This window comes from Streptomyces radicis (genome assembly GCF_003626575.1).
Taxonomy (GTDB): domain Bacteria; phylum Actinomycetota; class Actinomycetes; order Streptomycetales; family Streptomycetaceae; genus Streptomyces; species Streptomyces radicis.
Genome location: NZ_RBDY01000024.1, coordinates 1 through 15452 on the forward strand (window position 1 = coordinate 1; position 15452 = coordinate 15452).

Below are 15452 nucleotides of genomic sequence, written 5' to 3' on the forward strand. Positions count from 1 at the left end.
CTCAAACAACGCTGGCGAACCCTCCAGCACGTCACGATCAGCCCCACCCGCATCGGCGCCATCACACAAGCAGCTCTGGCACTCAACAACGCATGGAAATAACCACCGCTGAGAAAACCTCAGTGTTCCCTTTTCCGGTCAATCGCGGAGCCGGTCGGCCACAGCGGCGTCCCGGTGAACGCGGCGAGGCGGGCGATGGTGGCGATGTCGGGCCAGGACCGGCCTGCGAGCAGGTCGGCGACAAGGCGCGATCCGGCTGCAGTGCCCCGCCGCCGGCACCTCGCCCTCGGTGACCTGCCCCCGCTTCAACCACGTCCACCACACCCCCGCACCCCGGCCCACGGTCGTGGACCTCACCAGCCCACGAGCCACCGCCGCTACCAGCGCGGCAAAGCCCACCATCCCCATCCCGCAGGCCGAACGCCTGCGGCCAAAGCCCAAGGAAGAACTGCCCCGAGTCTGCCAGCGGCCCACGATCACCATCCACCCCGGCGATCTCGGTAAGCTCGACAAATACCGCCAGGACCGGCACTACCTCCACCCGTCCTGGACCGACGCCTACCGGCCCGTCCGAGCGAACACCGAAGGCTTGAACGGGAGAGCCAAGGGCCACAGCATCGACATCGCCGACCCCGGGAAAAGGCTCGCTCACGGCCGCGTCGCCCAGACCATCCTCCTGGCCCTGATGATCTGCACCATCAACCTGGACATCCTGTCGGCCTGGCAGAACACCACCGGCCAGACGGCCACCGCCGAACCGGACGACACCGCCGAACTGCCCGGACACGTGCCGCCACCCGTGAATCCGAACGGGCTCTCCCCACCCCAGTGGGCGGAAAGCAGCGCCAGCACCTGACGCCCCCGCACCACCAAGGCAGCCACGGCACGCCTGGAAGCGGCTCCAGCAGGGCTGCCGCACCCGCAACCACCTCCGCCACCGGGCCACCGGCCGCCGAGCAACCGCGTCAGACCCGATTCCCGTTCGGACACCACCTCGAACAAGCCCCGGAAACGACAAAGATCCCGACCGATCATGAAGATCGGCGGGATCTCGTCAACCGCTCCCGAGCTAACTCAAGAACGGCCCTTTCCCCGTCAGCACCGGTGAATCAGATGTCGTAGATCTTCTCGTACTTGTCCAAGATCGCTCGCGCTTGCCCCTTCCTGCGCCGCTCCGCGCGGTCTCGAGCGACGGTGTTGATCTCCTCCGGGGTGAGGCCAAGCCAGCGGAGCGCATTCAAGGCGATGCTGATCACGGCTCCTCCCCCCGAGTGGTGGACGCCTCTGATCCCGGCCCGGTACTGTGTGGTCCGAAGGATTCGAAAATGAACGTGAGTTACTACCGCAGCCAGCTGGAGCCGTCCGGCGCTGTGGAGCGCGAGCAGGCGGCGTTCTTCGGCGGGCATCAGTGCACCACCGCCTCGGCGTCCGGGTGGGTGGTGATGTCTTCGAGGAAGGCGACGTTCGCCCGGTGGTCGTGGCCCAGGGCGATCGCCCGGGTGGGTAGCGCACCCAGGCGCGCGGCGACCTTGGCGCGAGCCAGGGCGGTCCCGGCGTTCGCGCCGCCCGTCAGGCCGAAGATGTCCGGGTAGGAGTCCTCCACCGCGCCGCTCATGAAGTCCGCGTCGGTCAGGGCCGTCGCGCGCCCGTCGTCGACTTGCGGCTCGGCACCGGGGCGGACGAGGGGGAACAGCGTCACCGCGACACGGCCCGACGAGGCACCGCGCAGCCCGAACCAGCCGGTGAAGTCCTCCGGGCGCACATGCGCCTTCAACTCTCGCTCGCCGACACGCGGCGGCTCACTCCGCCCGGTGAGCAGAGCGGCGGTCACCCGCGGATCCTGCGAGGGATGCGGCTCGGCACCGGCCGCCCAACGGCGCCGGGCCACATCGGCCCAGCCCAAAGCGCGCATCAGTCCAAGCCCGACGGCCGCCCCCGAAGGCCAGGGTGCAAGCTCGACGCCGCCATCCTCCGTGGCCCGTGCGAACACCCGGTCGTTTCCGAGCAGTTGGGCGCCCCGCGAGGCGAGGGTCAACGCCACCGTCGACTTCCCGGCGCCACGCCCGCCGAGCGCGAGCACCGCCCGCTCCCCGTCCAGAACGGCGGCCGAGGCGTGCAGGAGCACCCAGCCACTCGTCACGAGCTGGGCGCGCACCATCTCACGGGTTACGCGCGCTGTCGCGCGTGCGAGCGCCGGGCCGTGCTCGCTCCGTACGTCCATCCGCTGCGCGGCGGGTCGCCAACGGTAGGTGACCCTGTCGCGGGGCGCGACGGCGACCACCGTGCCGTCGGCGTTCCGTCGGTATCGCGTCGGCGTCCGGGGGTAGCCCGCCTCCGCCCAACCAGTCGTCGTGCCCCCGGCGGTGACGTTGCCGATGTCGCCGAGTGCGGCGGTCACCACCGGCCCCGTCCCTCCCTCCGTCGGTTCCTCAACGGCCGCCCACCACGGCCCGACGTAGCGTCTGATCCACTCCAGTACCGAGGTCTCCGCCGACCGCACCAGCACCGACGAACTCGCGCTCGCCGACAGCAGAAGCCCCCGCGCGTCACATCTCCGCACGCTCGCGCCCCTTCCCTCCCACGTTCAGGACCGACGGCGGTCCACCGCCCGATCGGTACCTGCCAGCGTGCGGCGGCGCGGCGCGCGAACCCATCCCAGCGCCCTATAGGACGGCCCTGTCGTCAACCGTCGTGCGACCGGGGCGCGCGGGCGGTGGTGCGGGTGCGCCGGAGCCGCTTCTACGGTGGTGGTGTCGTGACGCCGGGCCGAGGGAGCCGCCGTGCGCAATCATCCGGAGCAGCTGGTCATTCCCCGCGATCTGTGGGAGCGCGAGGCGGTGCGGAGGGCATTGGCCGAGCGGGATGTGGGCATGCTGTTCCGGCACTTCCGCCGTTACACCGGCGCCAGCCAGACGGCCGTCGGCGCACGTGTCGGGCTGGCGCAGTCCGATGTGAGCGAGATCGAGCGCGGCATCAGGGCGGTCACCAGCATCGACGTTCTCACGCGCGTCGCCGTCGGCCTCGGCATTCCGCTGTCCCGTCTCGGGCTCGGCGGGCCGCCGTCCGCCACTCCGCCGCCGCGTGACGCCGATCGAGCGGGCTCGGCGGCTACGCTGGCGGCAGCCGACCGGGAGGACGATGTGCGACGTCGCGACCTGATGGCCGGAGCGCTGGGACTCGGGGCCGGTCTGACCGTGGGCGCCGGTGCCTCGGCCGCCGCCGACCCGGGGACGGGCGATCCCGCCGCGGCCATGGAACGGGCCCTGTTCGAGCCGCTCGACGTGCCTCCCGCCCGCCTGGCCGACCTCCATGCCTCGCTCTCCGGCGCCCGCCAGGACTTCGTGGACGCGAGGTACTCCGCGCTCGGCACTGCCCTGCCCGGCCTCATCGCCACCGCCGAGGCGACCCGCGACGCGACCACGGGGCGAGCACGCGAGCGTGCCCAGGCCGTGGTCGCCCGCTCCTATGTGCTGGCCACCGAGCTGGCCGTCAAGCAGCACTCGGAAGCGGCCTGGGCCACCGCCGACCGTGCCTTGACGGCGGCTCGTGCGAGCGGTGATCCGCGGCCGGTCGGCGAGGCGGCCCGGGTGCTGGCCATCACGATGCGCCGGGCGGGCCGCAGCCGTTCCGCCGTCGACTTCCTCGCGCGCACCTCCGCCTCGCTCGAGCCGACGAACGGAAGCGACGCGACCAAGGCCGAGGCGCGCGCCGCTCGCGTCTGCCTCCTGCTCACCGCCGCGTATACCGCGGCCTCCGGACAGACGCGCGGCACCGCGCTCGACCTGCTCGCCGAGGCCGAGGAGATCGCGGAACGCCTCCCGGACGGGCCCGCGCGCGGGGGGCTGTTCACGATCGCGGCCAGCCCGGCGGAGTGTGCCATGTACCGGATCAGCACCTACAACGCCTTGGGCTCCCCCGACGAGGGGGTCCCGTACGTCCGGCGCGTGGTCTCCGGACGACTGCCGACCACCGAGCGGGTGGCCCGTTTCGCCACCGACACCGCCCGTATGTGGCACCAACTCGGCGACGGCACACGGGCGTTCGCCGCCCTCCAGACGATCGAGCGCACCGCCCCCGAGGAACTGCGCCGTCCCGCCCTGCGCGGCCTCACCCTCGACCTCCTCTACGGACCGCGAAGCATCCCAGGCCTGCGCTCCTTCGCCCTTCGCACCGGGGCGCTGGCGGCCGACTGACCGGACGCCCCGTCCCTCGCGGCGGGGTGCTGTGCTGGTCGGTCACCCGTCGCCATGACTCAGCCCGAGTACCTCCGCGACGAGCGCTGAAGGCAGGCTCGGCATCAGCCAGCGAGCGGCGGCGAGAGTCCTCTGATCCGCTTCCTCCGGCCCTTCTCTCGGAGCAGCGGACGCGGAGGATCCGACGAACGTGATCGTGTCGTCGTTGGTGGACAACGGAATCATGACTCGTGTGCCCTTGTGTGTCTCGAGCCATAGCGCTGAGGTCTGGTTTGCTTCTCCGGCCATCATGTCCCTCACGTGATCGCCTGAATTGCGTGGCGAACTACGCCTGTTCTCCAATGTGTTCTCCGCCGCGGAGGGTCTTCACAGACTCGACATCACGTCGGCTACGGACGGTGATCGCATAGTGGCGTGAAACTTAGTCAGCGGATGGAAGGCTGTCAATCTGTCCGCTGCGAGTCGAGAGCGAGGAACGATCGGTGCCGTCGGAAATCGACCGGTCCTCATGTGTGGACCTGCGGCATCTCGAAATCGCACTGGGTGTCGAGGTGGCATTTCGTTGCCGATTCCGGCGGACGACTGTATAAGGGTATGCGGGTATCTCGTCCGCGATGACGAGGCGCCGTCAGCGGTTGTGTCTACCAGGGAGCGGGAACGTGGTCAGCGATATTCACGACACCGACCCGGAGTCTTCGCCACTGGCCCAGCGCCTGGAAACCATCATCTCTGCGTACTACCGGAACAGGCGGCGGCCCGGCTACAAGGAGATGACCAAAGAGATCGAACAAGCAACCGGCCGTTCCTTCTCCAGCACCTACCTGTGGGAGCTGGCGACCGGGCGGAAGCAGAATGTCACGGGGGAGCATCTGCATACGCTCGCCGAGTTCTTCGGTGTCACCCGGGACTACTTCACGGATCCCGAGGTTTCCGAGAAGGTGCGGCGCCAGATGGAGTTCGCCGTCGCGCTCGGGAACGGCAAGGTGCGCACTCTCGCCGCCCGGGCCGACGGCCTCTCGGACACGCATCTGGAGGCGATTCTCGCGGTGGTGAACGCCATGTCGGACGCGCCGACCCACGATGACCAGTCCTCGAAGTCCCATGAGGAGCCGGGCAGGTCGACACGGGCGTAGCGCTGGGTGAAGCAAGAGAAGGGGTGACGTGAGTGGTGAGGCTTTCCACCGATGCCCTCTGCGCGGGGAAGATCCGGAGCGGCGGATGACGACAGCAGCCGAATACGCGCACTTGCGAGCTCGCTGCCAGAACATCCTCTACGACCTGGGCGTCCCTCAGCCGTATTCCCTTGATTCGACTGTTCGTTGGATGGAGGCCCTGCGGGATCGGCCATTGGTCTTGAAGGAGTTGCCGCAGCAGGTGGCCCATGCGGGGGCATGCGGTCTGTGGGTGGGGACCGATGACGCGGACTTCGTCTTCTACGAGGCCCGGACTGCCCCCTTGCACCGGGAGCACATCATCCTGCACGAGATCGCCCACATGTTGGTGGCCCACCACCGCGTCGGGTTCGGCGACATCGACGGCGAGGGGGAAGGCTTGGGCGGTGAGCTGGCGGGCCTGCTCACCGGGCTTCAACCTCATCTGATCAGACGCCTGATGATGCGGACCAGCTACACCAGTGCGGAGGAGCAGGAGGCCGAGATGCTCGCCAGCCTCATGCGCGGCGGCCGGATGCCGCCTCGGGGTGGAGCGTTGGGACGGCTGGGCGCGTTGTTCGGCGTGCGGGGCGATGAGCGTTACTGAGTGGGCCGAGCACGTCGGTCGCTGGAGCGTCGTCGTGATGTGGGCGGCGTTGATCGTCCGCGCCCGGCCCGCGTGGAAAGAGTCCCATCAACGTGGTTTGTGGTTCGCCATCCTGACGGCGGCGAGCGCCACGACGCTCTTCCAACCCGAGGTCGTCGACTGGGCTGTCGACGTCACCGGCGATTCCGGTGCGGTTACGTTGTCCCGCAACGTCGTCGGGGTTCTGGCCGCGGGGCTCATGCTGCTGTTCGTCGTCGATTCGGCTCATCCGCGTCGGGCGCGCCTGGTCATCGCCTCCGCGTTGTCCGCCGCCGTGGTGCTGCTGCTGGTCATGGACCTGGCTCGGGGCGACTACTCAGGGCCCTTGATTCCCCCGACCGGTGGTCCCCCGGAGCCTTCCACGGCTTACTGGTTGGTCGTCTGCGTCACCCACCTGATCGCCGACGCGGTGGTCGTGGTCCTGTGCGTGCGGTACGGGGCTCGGACCTGCGATCGCGATCTGGCCTGGTCGCTGCGGCTGTTCGCGCTGGGCAGCGTGCTGGCGCTCGCCTACTGGGCCGGTCATCTCATCCACCTCTACGTCCGCATCCCGGACGCGCTGCCGTGGTTGGCGGTGATCATCAACGTGCATGGCGCCTGCCGGGCTCTCACCCTGCTGGTACCGACCGCGACCGGGGCCGCTCGGATCGTTCAACAGGCCCGTCTCGTCTGGGCCTTGTGGCCCCTGTGGCGGGACCTGTCCGCGGCCGTTCCCACGGTCGTGCTGGCCCCGCCACGACCCACGCGGCTGCGTCAGCTGCTCGGGTTGCGCGGGTCTCTCGCGTTGCAGGGGCATCGGCAGACGATCGAGATCTATGACGCCGTTCTCCCACTGCAAGCGCATCTTGCTCCGGACGCTTATGACCGTGCCGCGGAACGTGCTCGGGAGCTCGGCGTTCCGGCCGGGGATGTGGCAGCCGCGGCCCTGGCCGGTGCGCTGGGGCAGGCGTGGCGCGCGAAGCTCGCCGGGGAAGCCGCTGGCGAGCCTCGCTCGTTGCCGGGCCTGGGCGGGGCCGATGCGGCGTTGCTCCTGGCGGTGGCCCGCCACTGGGCCGTCATGTCCCGCGCTCTGCCGAGCCCCGAGCCCGTTCCGTAGTCGCCCTGAGTCAAGGAGACGCCGCATGACACCCCCTGTGTCAACCTCAGGCCGCTTGAGTGAGTGGTTGTGGGGTTGTGAGTCGTTGAGCTCCGCCGTGTTTGGCGGGGTTGTAGGGCTGGTGGTTGAGCCAGCATCGGTGGATTACGCGGATCCATGCTCGGGCCAGGACGCGGACGGCTTGGGGATGGTCCATGCCCCGGTCGCGGGCGCGGCGGTAGATGTCGGCGGCCCATGGGCTGTCGAAGCGGCTGTTGCCCGCGAAGGTCGTCATGGCGGTGCGCAGGCGTTTGTTGCAGGCCCAGCGGTAGGACACGCCGCGGTGGCGTCCGGACGCCTTGGTGACCGGGGCTACGCCTGCGAAGACGGCCTTGGCGCCGGGCCAGAAGGCGTCCAGCAGCGAGTTGAGCATGTTGGTGGCCATCACCCGCAGCCGCACCACGTCGTCCCGGGTGCGCACCACCGTGCGCAGGGTCTTGGTCTGCGGGGAGAACGGGCGGGCCGCGCTGAGCTTGTGGTGGCGCAGCCGGAGGTACTCGGCGATCACCATCGCGTCGCCGGGGTCGGACTTCGCGCCAGAGAGGACCTCGGCGTCACGCCATGCCTTGATGGCGTTGGACTTCACCGGCACCACCGGATGACCGGCCTCCAGCAGTACGTCCACCAGCCGCCCGTCGGGACGCTCGATCGCTACGGGGATCTCCTCGGCCTGGCCGAACTTCCTCAGGCGGCGGGCCAGTTCGGCGAACCCGGCCGCGGTGTGGGCGATGGTGAACTCGGCCTTCGCCCGGCCGGCTCCGTCGAGTACGCATACGGCGTGCTCGGCCGAGCCCCAGTCGATCCCGATGTAGTAGCCACTCTCCGGCAGTGCCACAGCTCTCCTCGTACCTATCAGCGACAGGCCGGTGACGAAGCTGATCACCGGGCGGTCACTGACTGGCGCTCTGCGGCGCGTCCCTCTGTTGCCGGTCGACAGCTCCGGAAGAGCCGGGGGCGGCAGTGTCATGCGGGCCCTGAACGGGCGACCACCGCGGGCCGTCACCCCGGCTCTCACCGGCATCTAACCACGACCCTCTCAACGAGGCCCGCACAAAGGAGGGTCCACCAGTGACCACCGCTCTGATCACCGGGGGTTCCTCCGGCATCGGCCTGGGTTTCGCCCGCCGTTTCGCCGCCGAGGGCCACGACCTGGTCCTCGTCGCCCGCGATCAGCCACGGCTCGACCGCACCGCCGTCGAGCTCCAGTCCCGCTACGGCGTGCATGTCGACACGATCAGCGCGGACCTGGCCACCGTGGAGGGATGCGACCTGGTGGAAAAGCACCTCGGCTCCGCAGTCGTCGACATCCTGGTCAACAATGCGGGCCACGCCCTCCCCCAGCCCTACCCGCGCGGCGCGCTCGCCGACGAGGAGCGCATGCTCGACCTCCTCGTCCGCGCCCCCCTGCGGCTCACCCACGCCGCCATCCCGGGCATGACCGCACGCGGCCATGGCGCGATCCTCAACGTCGCCTCCGTCGCCGGTCTTCTCCCCGCGGGAACGTATGGCGCGGCCAAGGCGTGGCTCATCCACTTCAGCGAGTCCCTGCGCCTGGACCTCGCCCCCCGTGGCGTCCGCGTCCTCGCGGTGTGCCCGGGATTCACCCACACCGGCGCTCCCCACATCGACACCATCCCCGACTGGATCTGGCTGTCCGTCGACCAGGTCGTCGACCAGGCCATGAAGGACCTGCGGCGGAGGAGGCCGCGCAGCGTCGCCGGTCGGCACTTCAAGCTCTACGCGACCGCCGTCCACCACGCCCCCCGCCGCCTCGCCGCCCGCATGGCACGCTCACGGACACCGAAGAACTGACGCCCACCTCACCAACGCCGCCCTGGAGTCGGCGCGAACACCCGCAGGTGCGGGGGCGACAGCCGGTACCGCTCCAGGAGATGAAGCGCCCCGGGAACATCCCTGCGGGTGCGGGGGCGACTCGTCAAGCGGGACATCTTCCCACCCGATCTGAGGAACATCCCCGCAGGTGCGGGGGCGACGACTCTCGGTCTCCCCATACCTCGTTGTAGTGGGGAACATCCCCGCAGGTGCGGGGGCGACCCCGCCCCTGGTCACGGGCGGGGGGCGTCGCCAGGAACATCCCCGCAGGTGCGGGGGCGACCCGCATGCGCAGCCGAGGACAAGCGCCCCGGCTCCACAAGCTGCCCAACGGCCATATCCGGGTCCTTCGCTCCGACCTGGACGAATGGCTGGAGGGCTTGGCCGACACAACCGTGTGACGACATCTCAGCGGCCCTCCGGTAGCTCCGGGTGCCGCCACCGCGGAGGGAGAACATCTCTTTGTCCCACACATTCGACATCAAGATCTGGAGCGTCCGTCAGCGGACGAAGCAACAGTCCGCGGAGGTCCGCTGGAAAGTTGGGACCACGCCCCACTCAGCGACATTTCGCACGAAGACGCTGGCCGACAACCGCCGGGCTCAGCTCATGGTCGCCGTCCAACGCGGGGAAGCCTTCGATGAGGCGACCGGACTGCCACTCTCAGAGCTCCGCAAGCAGGGGGAGGTGAGCTGGTACGAGCACGCCCGGAACTACATCGAGATGAAGTGGCCGGACTCCCCCGCATCGACCCGCAGGACTCTCGCCGAGGCGATGGCCACCGTGACACCGGCCCTGGTCGAGGACTCCCGAGGCATGGCCGACCCACGAACGGTCCGCCAAGCGCTCTACAGCTGGGCGTTCAACAAACACCGCTGGGGAGCCGAGCCTCCGGAGGACGTCAGGGCCGTGCTCTCCTGGTTCGAGCGGAAGTCGCTCCCCACCTCCGCCCTGACCGATCGCGTGGTCACACGCCGGGCACTTGACGCGCTGAAACGAAGGCTGGACGGCACCACCGCCGCCGCCTCGTCCATCCGCCGCAAGCGCGCCATCTTCCACAACGCCGTGGTCTTCGCCGTGGAGTCGGAGCTGCTCAGCGAGAACCCGATCCCACGGGTGAGCTGGTCGCTGCCCGAGCCCGTGGAAGAGGAGGTGGACCCGGCGACCGTGCCCAACCCCGAGCAGGTCAGAGCCCAGCTGCGGGCCGTGGGTCAACAGGGCAGCCGCGGGCGACGGTTGGTGGCGTTCCTCGGCTGCGTCTACTACGCCGGAGCCCGCCCCGCCGAGGTGGTCGGCCTGAAGCTTTCACAGTGCACCCTCCCCCGCCGCGGCTGGGGCCGACTCAGACTCCAGGAAACCCGGCCACGGTCCGGAAGGGCATGGACGGACAGCGGCCAGGCACATGACCGACGGGGCCTGAAGAAGCGCTCGCGCAAGACCGTGCGCTCGGTGCCCATCCCACCCGAGCTGGTGGCCATGCTCCGCTGGCACATCGAGGCATACGGCGTCGCGCCGGACGGCCGACTCTTCCGCACCCTGCGCGGCGGACTGCTCCCCGACAGCGGCTACGGCCAGGTCTGGGCCCGCGCCCGCAAGGAGGCACTGTCGCCGGAGGAGGCGGAGCGACTGGCGAAGCGGGTGTACGACCTGCGGGTGGCCGCCCTGTCCGCCTGGCTCGCCGCCGGAGCGGATCCGCAGACCGTCGCCAAACGGGCCGGGCACACCGTCGCGGTCCTGCTCCGGGTGTACGCGAAGTTCATCGACGACAGCGACAACGCCACCAACACCAAGATCGCCGCCCGCCTCGCCGAGCGCAGCGGCACCCCGGTCTGAACCTGATCCATCGCCCCAGATCTGTCCACGAATACCCCACACGCGCTGGTCAGCACGCGAAATCCGGTGGGACAGAGTGGGACATAGGGCGCATTGCGCCCATGGCGTGTTCGATTGAACGAGAACGGCCCCCGGCTGCGTTTTCGCAGATCAGAGGCCGTTTCACCGGGGTGGCGGCGCCAGGATTCGAACCTGGGAAGGCTGAGCCGGCAGATTTACAGTCTGCTCCCTTTGGCCACTCGGGCACACCGCCTGGCAACGGACCAAACGATACCCGATGCTGGGGGGTGGTCCGCCACCGGGTTGTGCGGGGTGGATCGCCGTTGTGGGTGGCTAGGCTGTGCGCCGACCCTGCCCGATTCGCTACGCGTGAGGAGCCTGACACACCATGGCTGACTCAAGTTTCGACATCGTCTCGAAGGTCGACCGGCAGGAGGTCGACAACGCTCTCAACCAGGCGGCCAAGGAGATCTCCCAGCGCTACGACTTCCGCGGCGTCGGCGCGCAGATCGCGTGGTCGGGCGAGCGGATCGAGATCCGGGCCAACGCCGAGGAGCGGGCCAAGGCGGTGCTCGACATCTTCCAGTCCAAGCTGGTCAAGCGCGGGATCTCGCTGAAGGCGTTGGATTCGGGGGAGCCGCAGGCGTCGGGGAAGGAGTACCGGCTGTACTCCACCGTGAAGGAGGGCATCTCCACCGAGGATGCCAAGAAGGTCGCCAAGCTGATCAGGGACGAGGGCCCGAAGGGTGTGAAGGCCCAGGTGCAGGGTGACGAGCTGCGGGTCACCTCGAAGAGCAGGGACGCGTTGCAGGAGGTCCAGAGGCTGGTGCGGGAGAAGGACTTCGACTTCGCGGTCCAGTTCGTGAACTACCGCTGAAGCCCCCGCCGAGATCCGGAGCCCTCGTGTCCGTCATGCGCAATCTCCGTAAGGCCGCCCAGGCGGCGGGGGAGCGGCGCGGCCGCCCCGTCGGTGACGGTCCTTCGGGGGGCAGGGTCGATCTGTCGCACCCGGGGCGTTCCCCGTTGGGCAACGCCGTCGTCAACTGCGCGATCTACCGGGACGGGGTGCGCCAGCACGCCGCGATAGGGCCCGACGAGGCCATCGCCCATGTGCGCAAGCGGCCGGGCGGCTTCGTGTGGGTCGGGCTGCACGAGCCGGGCGAGGAGGAGTTCTCGGGGGTGGCCGAGCTGTTCGGGCTGCACCCGCTCGCGGTGGAGGACGCCGTCCACGCGCATCAACGGCCGAAGCTCGAGCTGTATGACGAGACGCTGTTCATGGTGCTCAAGACGGTCAGATACGTCGAGCACGACCGGCTGACCTCGACCAGCGAGGTGGTGGACACCGGCGAGGTCATGGTGTTCGTCGGCAAGGACTTCGTGGTGACCGTGCGGCACGGCGGGCACGGGTCGCTCGGGCCGCTGCGCGAGCAGCTCGAGGCGCACCCCGAGCACCTGGCCAAGGGGCCTTCGGCCGTGCTCCACGCGATCGCCGACCAGGTGGTGGACCACTACCTCGACGTCGCGGGCGCAGTGCGCGACGACATCGACGAGGTGGAGGCGTCGGTCTTCGCGGACACCCGGGGGCGGCGGGCCGACCCGGGGCAGATCTATCAGCTCAAGCGGGAGCTGCTCGAGCTGAAGCGGGCGGTGGCGCCGCTCGACCGGCCGTTGCAGCAGCTGACCGAGGCCGGGCTGCCGATGGTCGACCAGGACATCAGGCGGTATTTCCGGGACGTCTCCGACCACCTGACCCGGGTGTCCGACCAGGTGTCGGGCTACGACTTCCTCATCGACTCGATTCTTCAGGCCAATCTCGCGCAGGTGACGGTGGCGCAGAACGAGGACATGCGGAAGATCACCGCGTGGGCCGCCATCATCGCCGTGCCGACCATGGTGTGCGGGGTGTACGGGATGAACTTCCAGTACATGCCCGAGCTGCACTGGCGGTTCGGCTACCCGCTGGTGATCGGCGTGATCCTGACCGCCTGCTCCCTGCTGTACCGGGGGTTCCGCAGAAACGGTTGGCTCTGAGACAACAAGATGACGAAAGTAAGACGGTCCGTTGCCGAAGGGCAGGTCCGCCTGCTCAGGGTAATTGCCTAGGCTTGGCTTCGTGGATAACGCGATCATCGAGGCGATCGAAGGCTTTGTCGCCACGCCGTGGGTGTATGTGGCGCTCTTCGCCGTCGCGAAGCTGGACGGGTTCTTTCCCGTGGTGCCCAGTGAGACCTTGGTGGTCACCCTCGGGGTCTTCGCCGCGGCGGACGGCGGTCCCAACGGCAATCCCAACCTCTTTCTCATCATCGCCGTGGCGGCCCTGGGCGCCTTCACCGGCGATCACATTTCGTACTACATAGGCAGGAAATCCGGCACACGCATCTATTCCCGCCTGAAGCAGGGCAGTCGCACCCAACGCGCCTATGACCAGGTGGGCGAGATGCTCAAGAAGCGGGGCGGTGTGGTGCTGATCATCGCCCGGTACATTCCGGGTGGCCGCACGGCGGCGACCCTGACGACGGGGGCCACGAAGTACCCCCTCAAGTACTTCTCGCGGTACGACGCGATCGCCGCGCTCAGCTGGGCCGTCTACTCGGCGGGCATCGGCTACATCGGCGGCACGGCCTTCGAGGACAACCCCCTGCTGGGGGTCGCGGTCGGCCTTGGCCTGGCGCTGACCATCGCGGTCTTGCACGAGGGCTTCCGGATACTGCGCGCGCGACGCTCACGGAAGCGGAAGGGCACCGCGCCCGCCGCCGACTAGGCCACCCACTCGGAGGGAGGGGAAGGGCAGGGGGGACGAACGGCGGGGCCATGGGATGGCCCCGAACGCGGGGGAAGGAAACGGACTTCGGGGTGGGGCGGCGACGAGGGCGTCGAGCACCGGCGGATCGATGAACGCGAAGTGCCTCGCCGCCCGAGGCGGTCAGCCAACGGTGCCAGCCGCCGGGGCGGGGACGGGCTCGGCGAAGACGGCGTCCGGGGTGACCGCGGGGAGGAGGCGAGGATCGGCGGCCATGAGGGCGGCCGTGGCGCTCCCGCCGTTCGAGTGACCGTTCCATCCCGATGTGGGCGCGCGGGCGCCCCCGCGGGGAAGCGGGCGCCCGCGCGGGAGGGGCGGGAAAGCGGGCGGACGCGCCTCTCAGTAGGTACCCGTCCAGCGGTAGCTGGGGTATGCCTGGGCGGTGGGCACGATCTCGCGCCCGAGCGGCATCAGCGAGACCGGCACCATCTTGAAGTGGGCCAGCCCGAACGGAATGCCGATGATCGTCACGCAGAAGCTGATCCCCGCGAGGATGTGGCCGATGGCGAGCCAGATCCCGGCGACGATGAGCCAGATGATGTTGCCGATGCCGGAGGCCGCGCCCGCGTCATGGCGCTCGGTGACCCGGTACCCGAACGGCCAGAGCGCGAACCCGGCGATCCGGAAGCAGGCGATCCCGAAGGGGATGGTCACGATGAGGATGAAGCAGATGATCCCCGCGAGGGCGTAGCCCAGGGCTATCCAGAGGCCGGAGAAGATCAGCCAGATCACATTGAGAAGCGTCTTCACCCCTCAAGCATGACCGCGCCCACCGCCATCCCGCATCCCACGGGACCGAGCCGGAACGCCCCCGGGGCCGAACGGTGACCCCGCGCGGATCCCGGGTGCCCCCGGCGACCGGACCGCAGCGGGCCTCAGGATCGGCCGCCGCCCGCCATCCGCTCCAGGCGGGTGATGCGCTCGGCCATCGGCGGGTGCGTCGAGAACATGCGGGCCAGGCCCTCGCCCCGCCGGAACGGGTTCGCGATCATCATGTGGCTCGCCGTCTCGAGCTGCGGCTCGGGCCGCAGCGGCCGCCGCTGGGTGCCCTCCTCCAGCTTCCGCAGCGCGCTCGCGAGCGCCAGCGGGTCCCCGGTGAGCTGCGCCCCCGACGCGTCCGCCTCGAACTCGCGCGAGCGGCTCACCGCCAGCTGGATCAACGACGCCGCGATCGGCCCCAGGATCAGGATGAACAGCATCCCGAAGATCCCGGGCCCGCCCTCGTCGTCGTCGCGCCCGATGGGGATGAACCACGCGAAGTTCACCAGGAACATGATCACGGAGGCCATCGCGCCCGCGACCGACGAGATCAGGATGTCCCGGTTGTACACATGGCTCAGCTCGTGCCCGATCACGCCGCGCAGCTCGCGCTCGTCGAGCAGCCTGAGGATGCCCTCGGTGCAGCAGACCGCGGCGTTCCTGGGGTTCCGTCCGGTGGCGAAGGCGTTCGGTGCCTCGGTCGGCGAGATGTACAGGCGCGGCATGGGCTGGCGGGCCTGCCCGGCCAGCTCGCGGACCATCCGGTACAACGCGGGCGCCTCGAACTCGCTCACGGGCCGCGCGCGCATGGAGCGGAGGGCGAGCTTGTCGCTGTTCCAGTAGGCGTAACCGTTGGTCGCGAGCGCGATCACCAGCGCGACGATCAGGCCCATCCGGCCGAAGAAGCTGCCGATGACCAGGATCAGCGCGGACATGCCGCCCAGCAGTGCGGCAGTCCTCAGTCCGTTGTGCCGGCGGTGCACGGTGTGCCCTCCAGGTAGCGCAGTGTGGGGGGTGCCCGGATGGACCCGGATGGACCCGGATGTCGGAGTTTCTCCACTTACAGTGGACACTCCCGATGTGCACAACGCCATACGAGGGA

General features: G+C 69.4%; 15 protein-coding genes, 1 tRNA gene and 1 pseudogene. 11 read left to right on the top strand and 6 right to left on the bottom strand.

Annotated elements, in window-relative coordinates; all coding sequences use genetic code 11:
* The first annotated feature begins 346 nt into the window (after window positions 1-346).
* Window positions 347-856 carry a hypothetical protein gene (locus tag D7318_RS32460; protein ID WP_147437798.1) on the top strand — a complete coding sequence of 170 codons (510 nt, stop codon included), beginning with the start codon at window positions 347-349 and terminating at the stop codon, window positions 854-856.
* Between the two features lie 253 nt (window positions 857-1109).
* On the opposite strand, the gene D7318_RS32975 is transcribed toward D7318_RS32460, so the two are convergent.
* Together D7318_RS32975 and D7318_RS24110 are read right to left on the bottom strand one after the other, a co-directional pair.
* The gene (locus tag D7318_RS32975) at window positions 1110-1256 is read right to left on the bottom strand and encodes a hypothetical protein (protein ID WP_183091581.1); all 147 of its coding nucleotides are present in this window, start codon (window positions 1254-1256) and stop codon (window positions 1110-1112) included.
* A 149-nt stretch (window positions 1257-1405) separates the two neighbouring features.
* Window positions 1406-2401 (bottom strand): phosphoenolpyruvate carboxykinase (ATP), encoded by a 996-nt coding sequence (locus D7318_RS24110; RefSeq protein WP_147447439.1) that lies wholly within the window; start codon window positions 2399-2401, stop codon window positions 1406-1408.
* Between the two features lie 379 nt (window positions 2402-2780).
* Between D7318_RS24110 and D7318_RS24115 the strand changes: the two genes are divergently transcribed.
* From D7318_RS24115 to D7318_RS24135, 4 genes are all read left to right on the top strand, one after another.
* Window positions 2781-4193: a helix-turn-helix domain-containing protein gene (locus tag D7318_RS24115; protein WP_120699299.1), complete on the top strand. Its 1413-nt coding sequence runs from the start codon at window positions 2781-2783 to the stop codon at window positions 4191-4193.
* A 659-nt stretch (window positions 4194-4852) separates the two neighbouring features.
* Window positions 4853-5326 (top strand): hypothetical protein, encoded by a 474-nt coding sequence (locus D7318_RS24125; RefSeq protein ID WP_120699301.1) that lies wholly within the window; start codon window positions 4853-4855, stop codon window positions 5324-5326.
* 85 nt (window positions 5327-5411) lie between these two features.
* Window positions 5412-5951, top strand: coding sequence for a regulator component (locus tag D7318_RS24130; protein WP_120699302.1), 540 nt, complete (start codon window positions 5412-5414; stop codon window positions 5949-5951).
* Window positions 5938-7086, top strand: a complete 1149-nt coding sequence (locus D7318_RS24135) for an MAB_1171c family putative transporter (protein ID WP_230424020.1) — start codon at window positions 5938-5940, stop codon at window positions 7084-7086. The genes D7318_RS24130 and D7318_RS24135 overlap by 14 nt, the downstream gene beginning before the upstream one ends.
* Before the next feature lie 46 nt (window positions 7087-7132).
* Here D7318_RS24135 and D7318_RS24140 read toward each other — a convergent pair whose 3' ends face one another.
* The gene (locus D7318_RS24140; protein WP_220729785.1) at window positions 7133-8008 is read right to left on the bottom strand and encodes an IS110 family transposase; all 876 of its coding nucleotides are present in this window, start codon (window positions 8006-8008) and stop codon (window positions 7133-7135) included.
* 185 nt (window positions 8009-8193) lie between these two features.
* Between D7318_RS24140 and D7318_RS24145 the strand changes: the two genes are divergently transcribed.
* From D7318_RS24145 to D7318_RS24150, 3 genes and pseudogenes are all read left to right on the top strand, one after another.
* Window positions 8194-8937, top strand: coding sequence for an SDR family NAD(P)-dependent oxidoreductase (locus D7318_RS24145; protein WP_120699304.1), 744 nt, complete (start codon window positions 8194-8196; stop codon window positions 8935-8937).
* 305 nt (window positions 8938-9242) lie between these two features.
* Window positions 9243-9359 (top strand): annotated as a pseudogene (locus tag D7318_RS34995) (helix-turn-helix transcriptional regulator); the annotation flags it as partial.
* Window positions 9360-9420: 61 nt separating this feature from the next.
* Window positions 9421-10791, top strand: a complete 1371-nt coding sequence (locus D7318_RS24150; protein ID WP_120699305.1) for a tyrosine-type recombinase/integrase — start codon at window positions 9421-9423, stop codon at window positions 10789-10791.
* 171 nt (window positions 10792-10962) lie between these two features.
* Here the strand turns inward: D7318_RS24150 and D7318_RS24155 are convergent.
* Window positions 10963-11044: transfer RNA gene (locus D7318_RS24155), tRNA-Tyr, on the bottom strand.
* A 135-nt stretch (window positions 11045-11179) separates the two neighbouring features.
* Between D7318_RS24155 and D7318_RS24160 the strand changes: the two genes are divergently transcribed.
* The 3 genes from D7318_RS24160 to D7318_RS24170 all read left to right on the top strand — a co-directional run bounded on the left by D7318_RS24160 (window position 11180) and on the right by D7318_RS24170 (window position 13552).
* Entirely contained in the window at window positions 11180-11668 is a 489-nt protein-coding gene (locus D7318_RS24160) for a YajQ family cyclic di-GMP-binding protein (protein ID WP_120699306.1), read from the top strand.
* 26 nt (window positions 11669-11694) lie between these two features.
* A complete protein-coding gene (corA, locus tag D7318_RS24165; protein ID WP_230424021.1) occupies window positions 11695-12822 on the top strand; it encodes a magnesium/cobalt transporter CorA in 1128 nt (375 codons plus the stop codon).
* An 82-nt stretch (window positions 12823-12904) separates the two neighbouring features.
* The gene (locus D7318_RS24170) at window positions 12905-13552 is read left to right on the top strand and encodes a DedA family protein (protein WP_120699307.1); all 648 of its coding nucleotides are present in this window, start codon (window positions 12905-12907) and stop codon (window positions 13550-13552) included.
* A 378-nt stretch (window positions 13553-13930) separates the two neighbouring features.
* Here D7318_RS24170 and D7318_RS24175 read toward each other — a convergent pair whose 3' ends face one another.
* Together D7318_RS24175 and htpX are read right to left on the bottom strand one after the other, a co-directional pair.
* On the bottom strand, window positions 13931-14341 hold the full coding sequence (locus D7318_RS24175) for a YccF domain-containing protein (protein ID WP_113690192.1): 411 nt from the start codon (window positions 14339-14341) through the stop codon (window positions 13931-13933).
* A 125-nt stretch (window positions 14342-14466) separates the two neighbouring features.
* Window positions 14467-15333: a zinc metalloprotease HtpX gene (gene htpX, locus D7318_RS24180; RefSeq protein ID WP_120699308.1), complete on the bottom strand. Its 867-nt coding sequence runs from the start codon at window positions 15331-15333 to the stop codon at window positions 14467-14469.
* Between the last annotated feature and the right edge of the window lie 119 nt (window positions 15334-15452).

What these genes read in the sequence shown, in the direction of transcription:
- D7318_RS24130 (WP_120699302.1), top strand. Translation starts at nt 5,412, where the DNA reads ATGACGACAGCAGCCGAATACGCGCACTTGCGAGCTCGCTGCCAGAAC.
- D7318_RS24135 (WP_230424020.1), top strand. Translation starts at nt 5,938, where the DNA reads ATGAGCGTTACTGAGTGGGCCGAGCACGTCGGTCGCTGGAGCGTCGTC.
- D7318_RS24160 (WP_120699306.1), top strand. Translation starts at nt 11,180, where the DNA reads ATGGCTGACTCAAGTTTCGACATCGTCTCGAAGGTCGACCGGCAGGAG.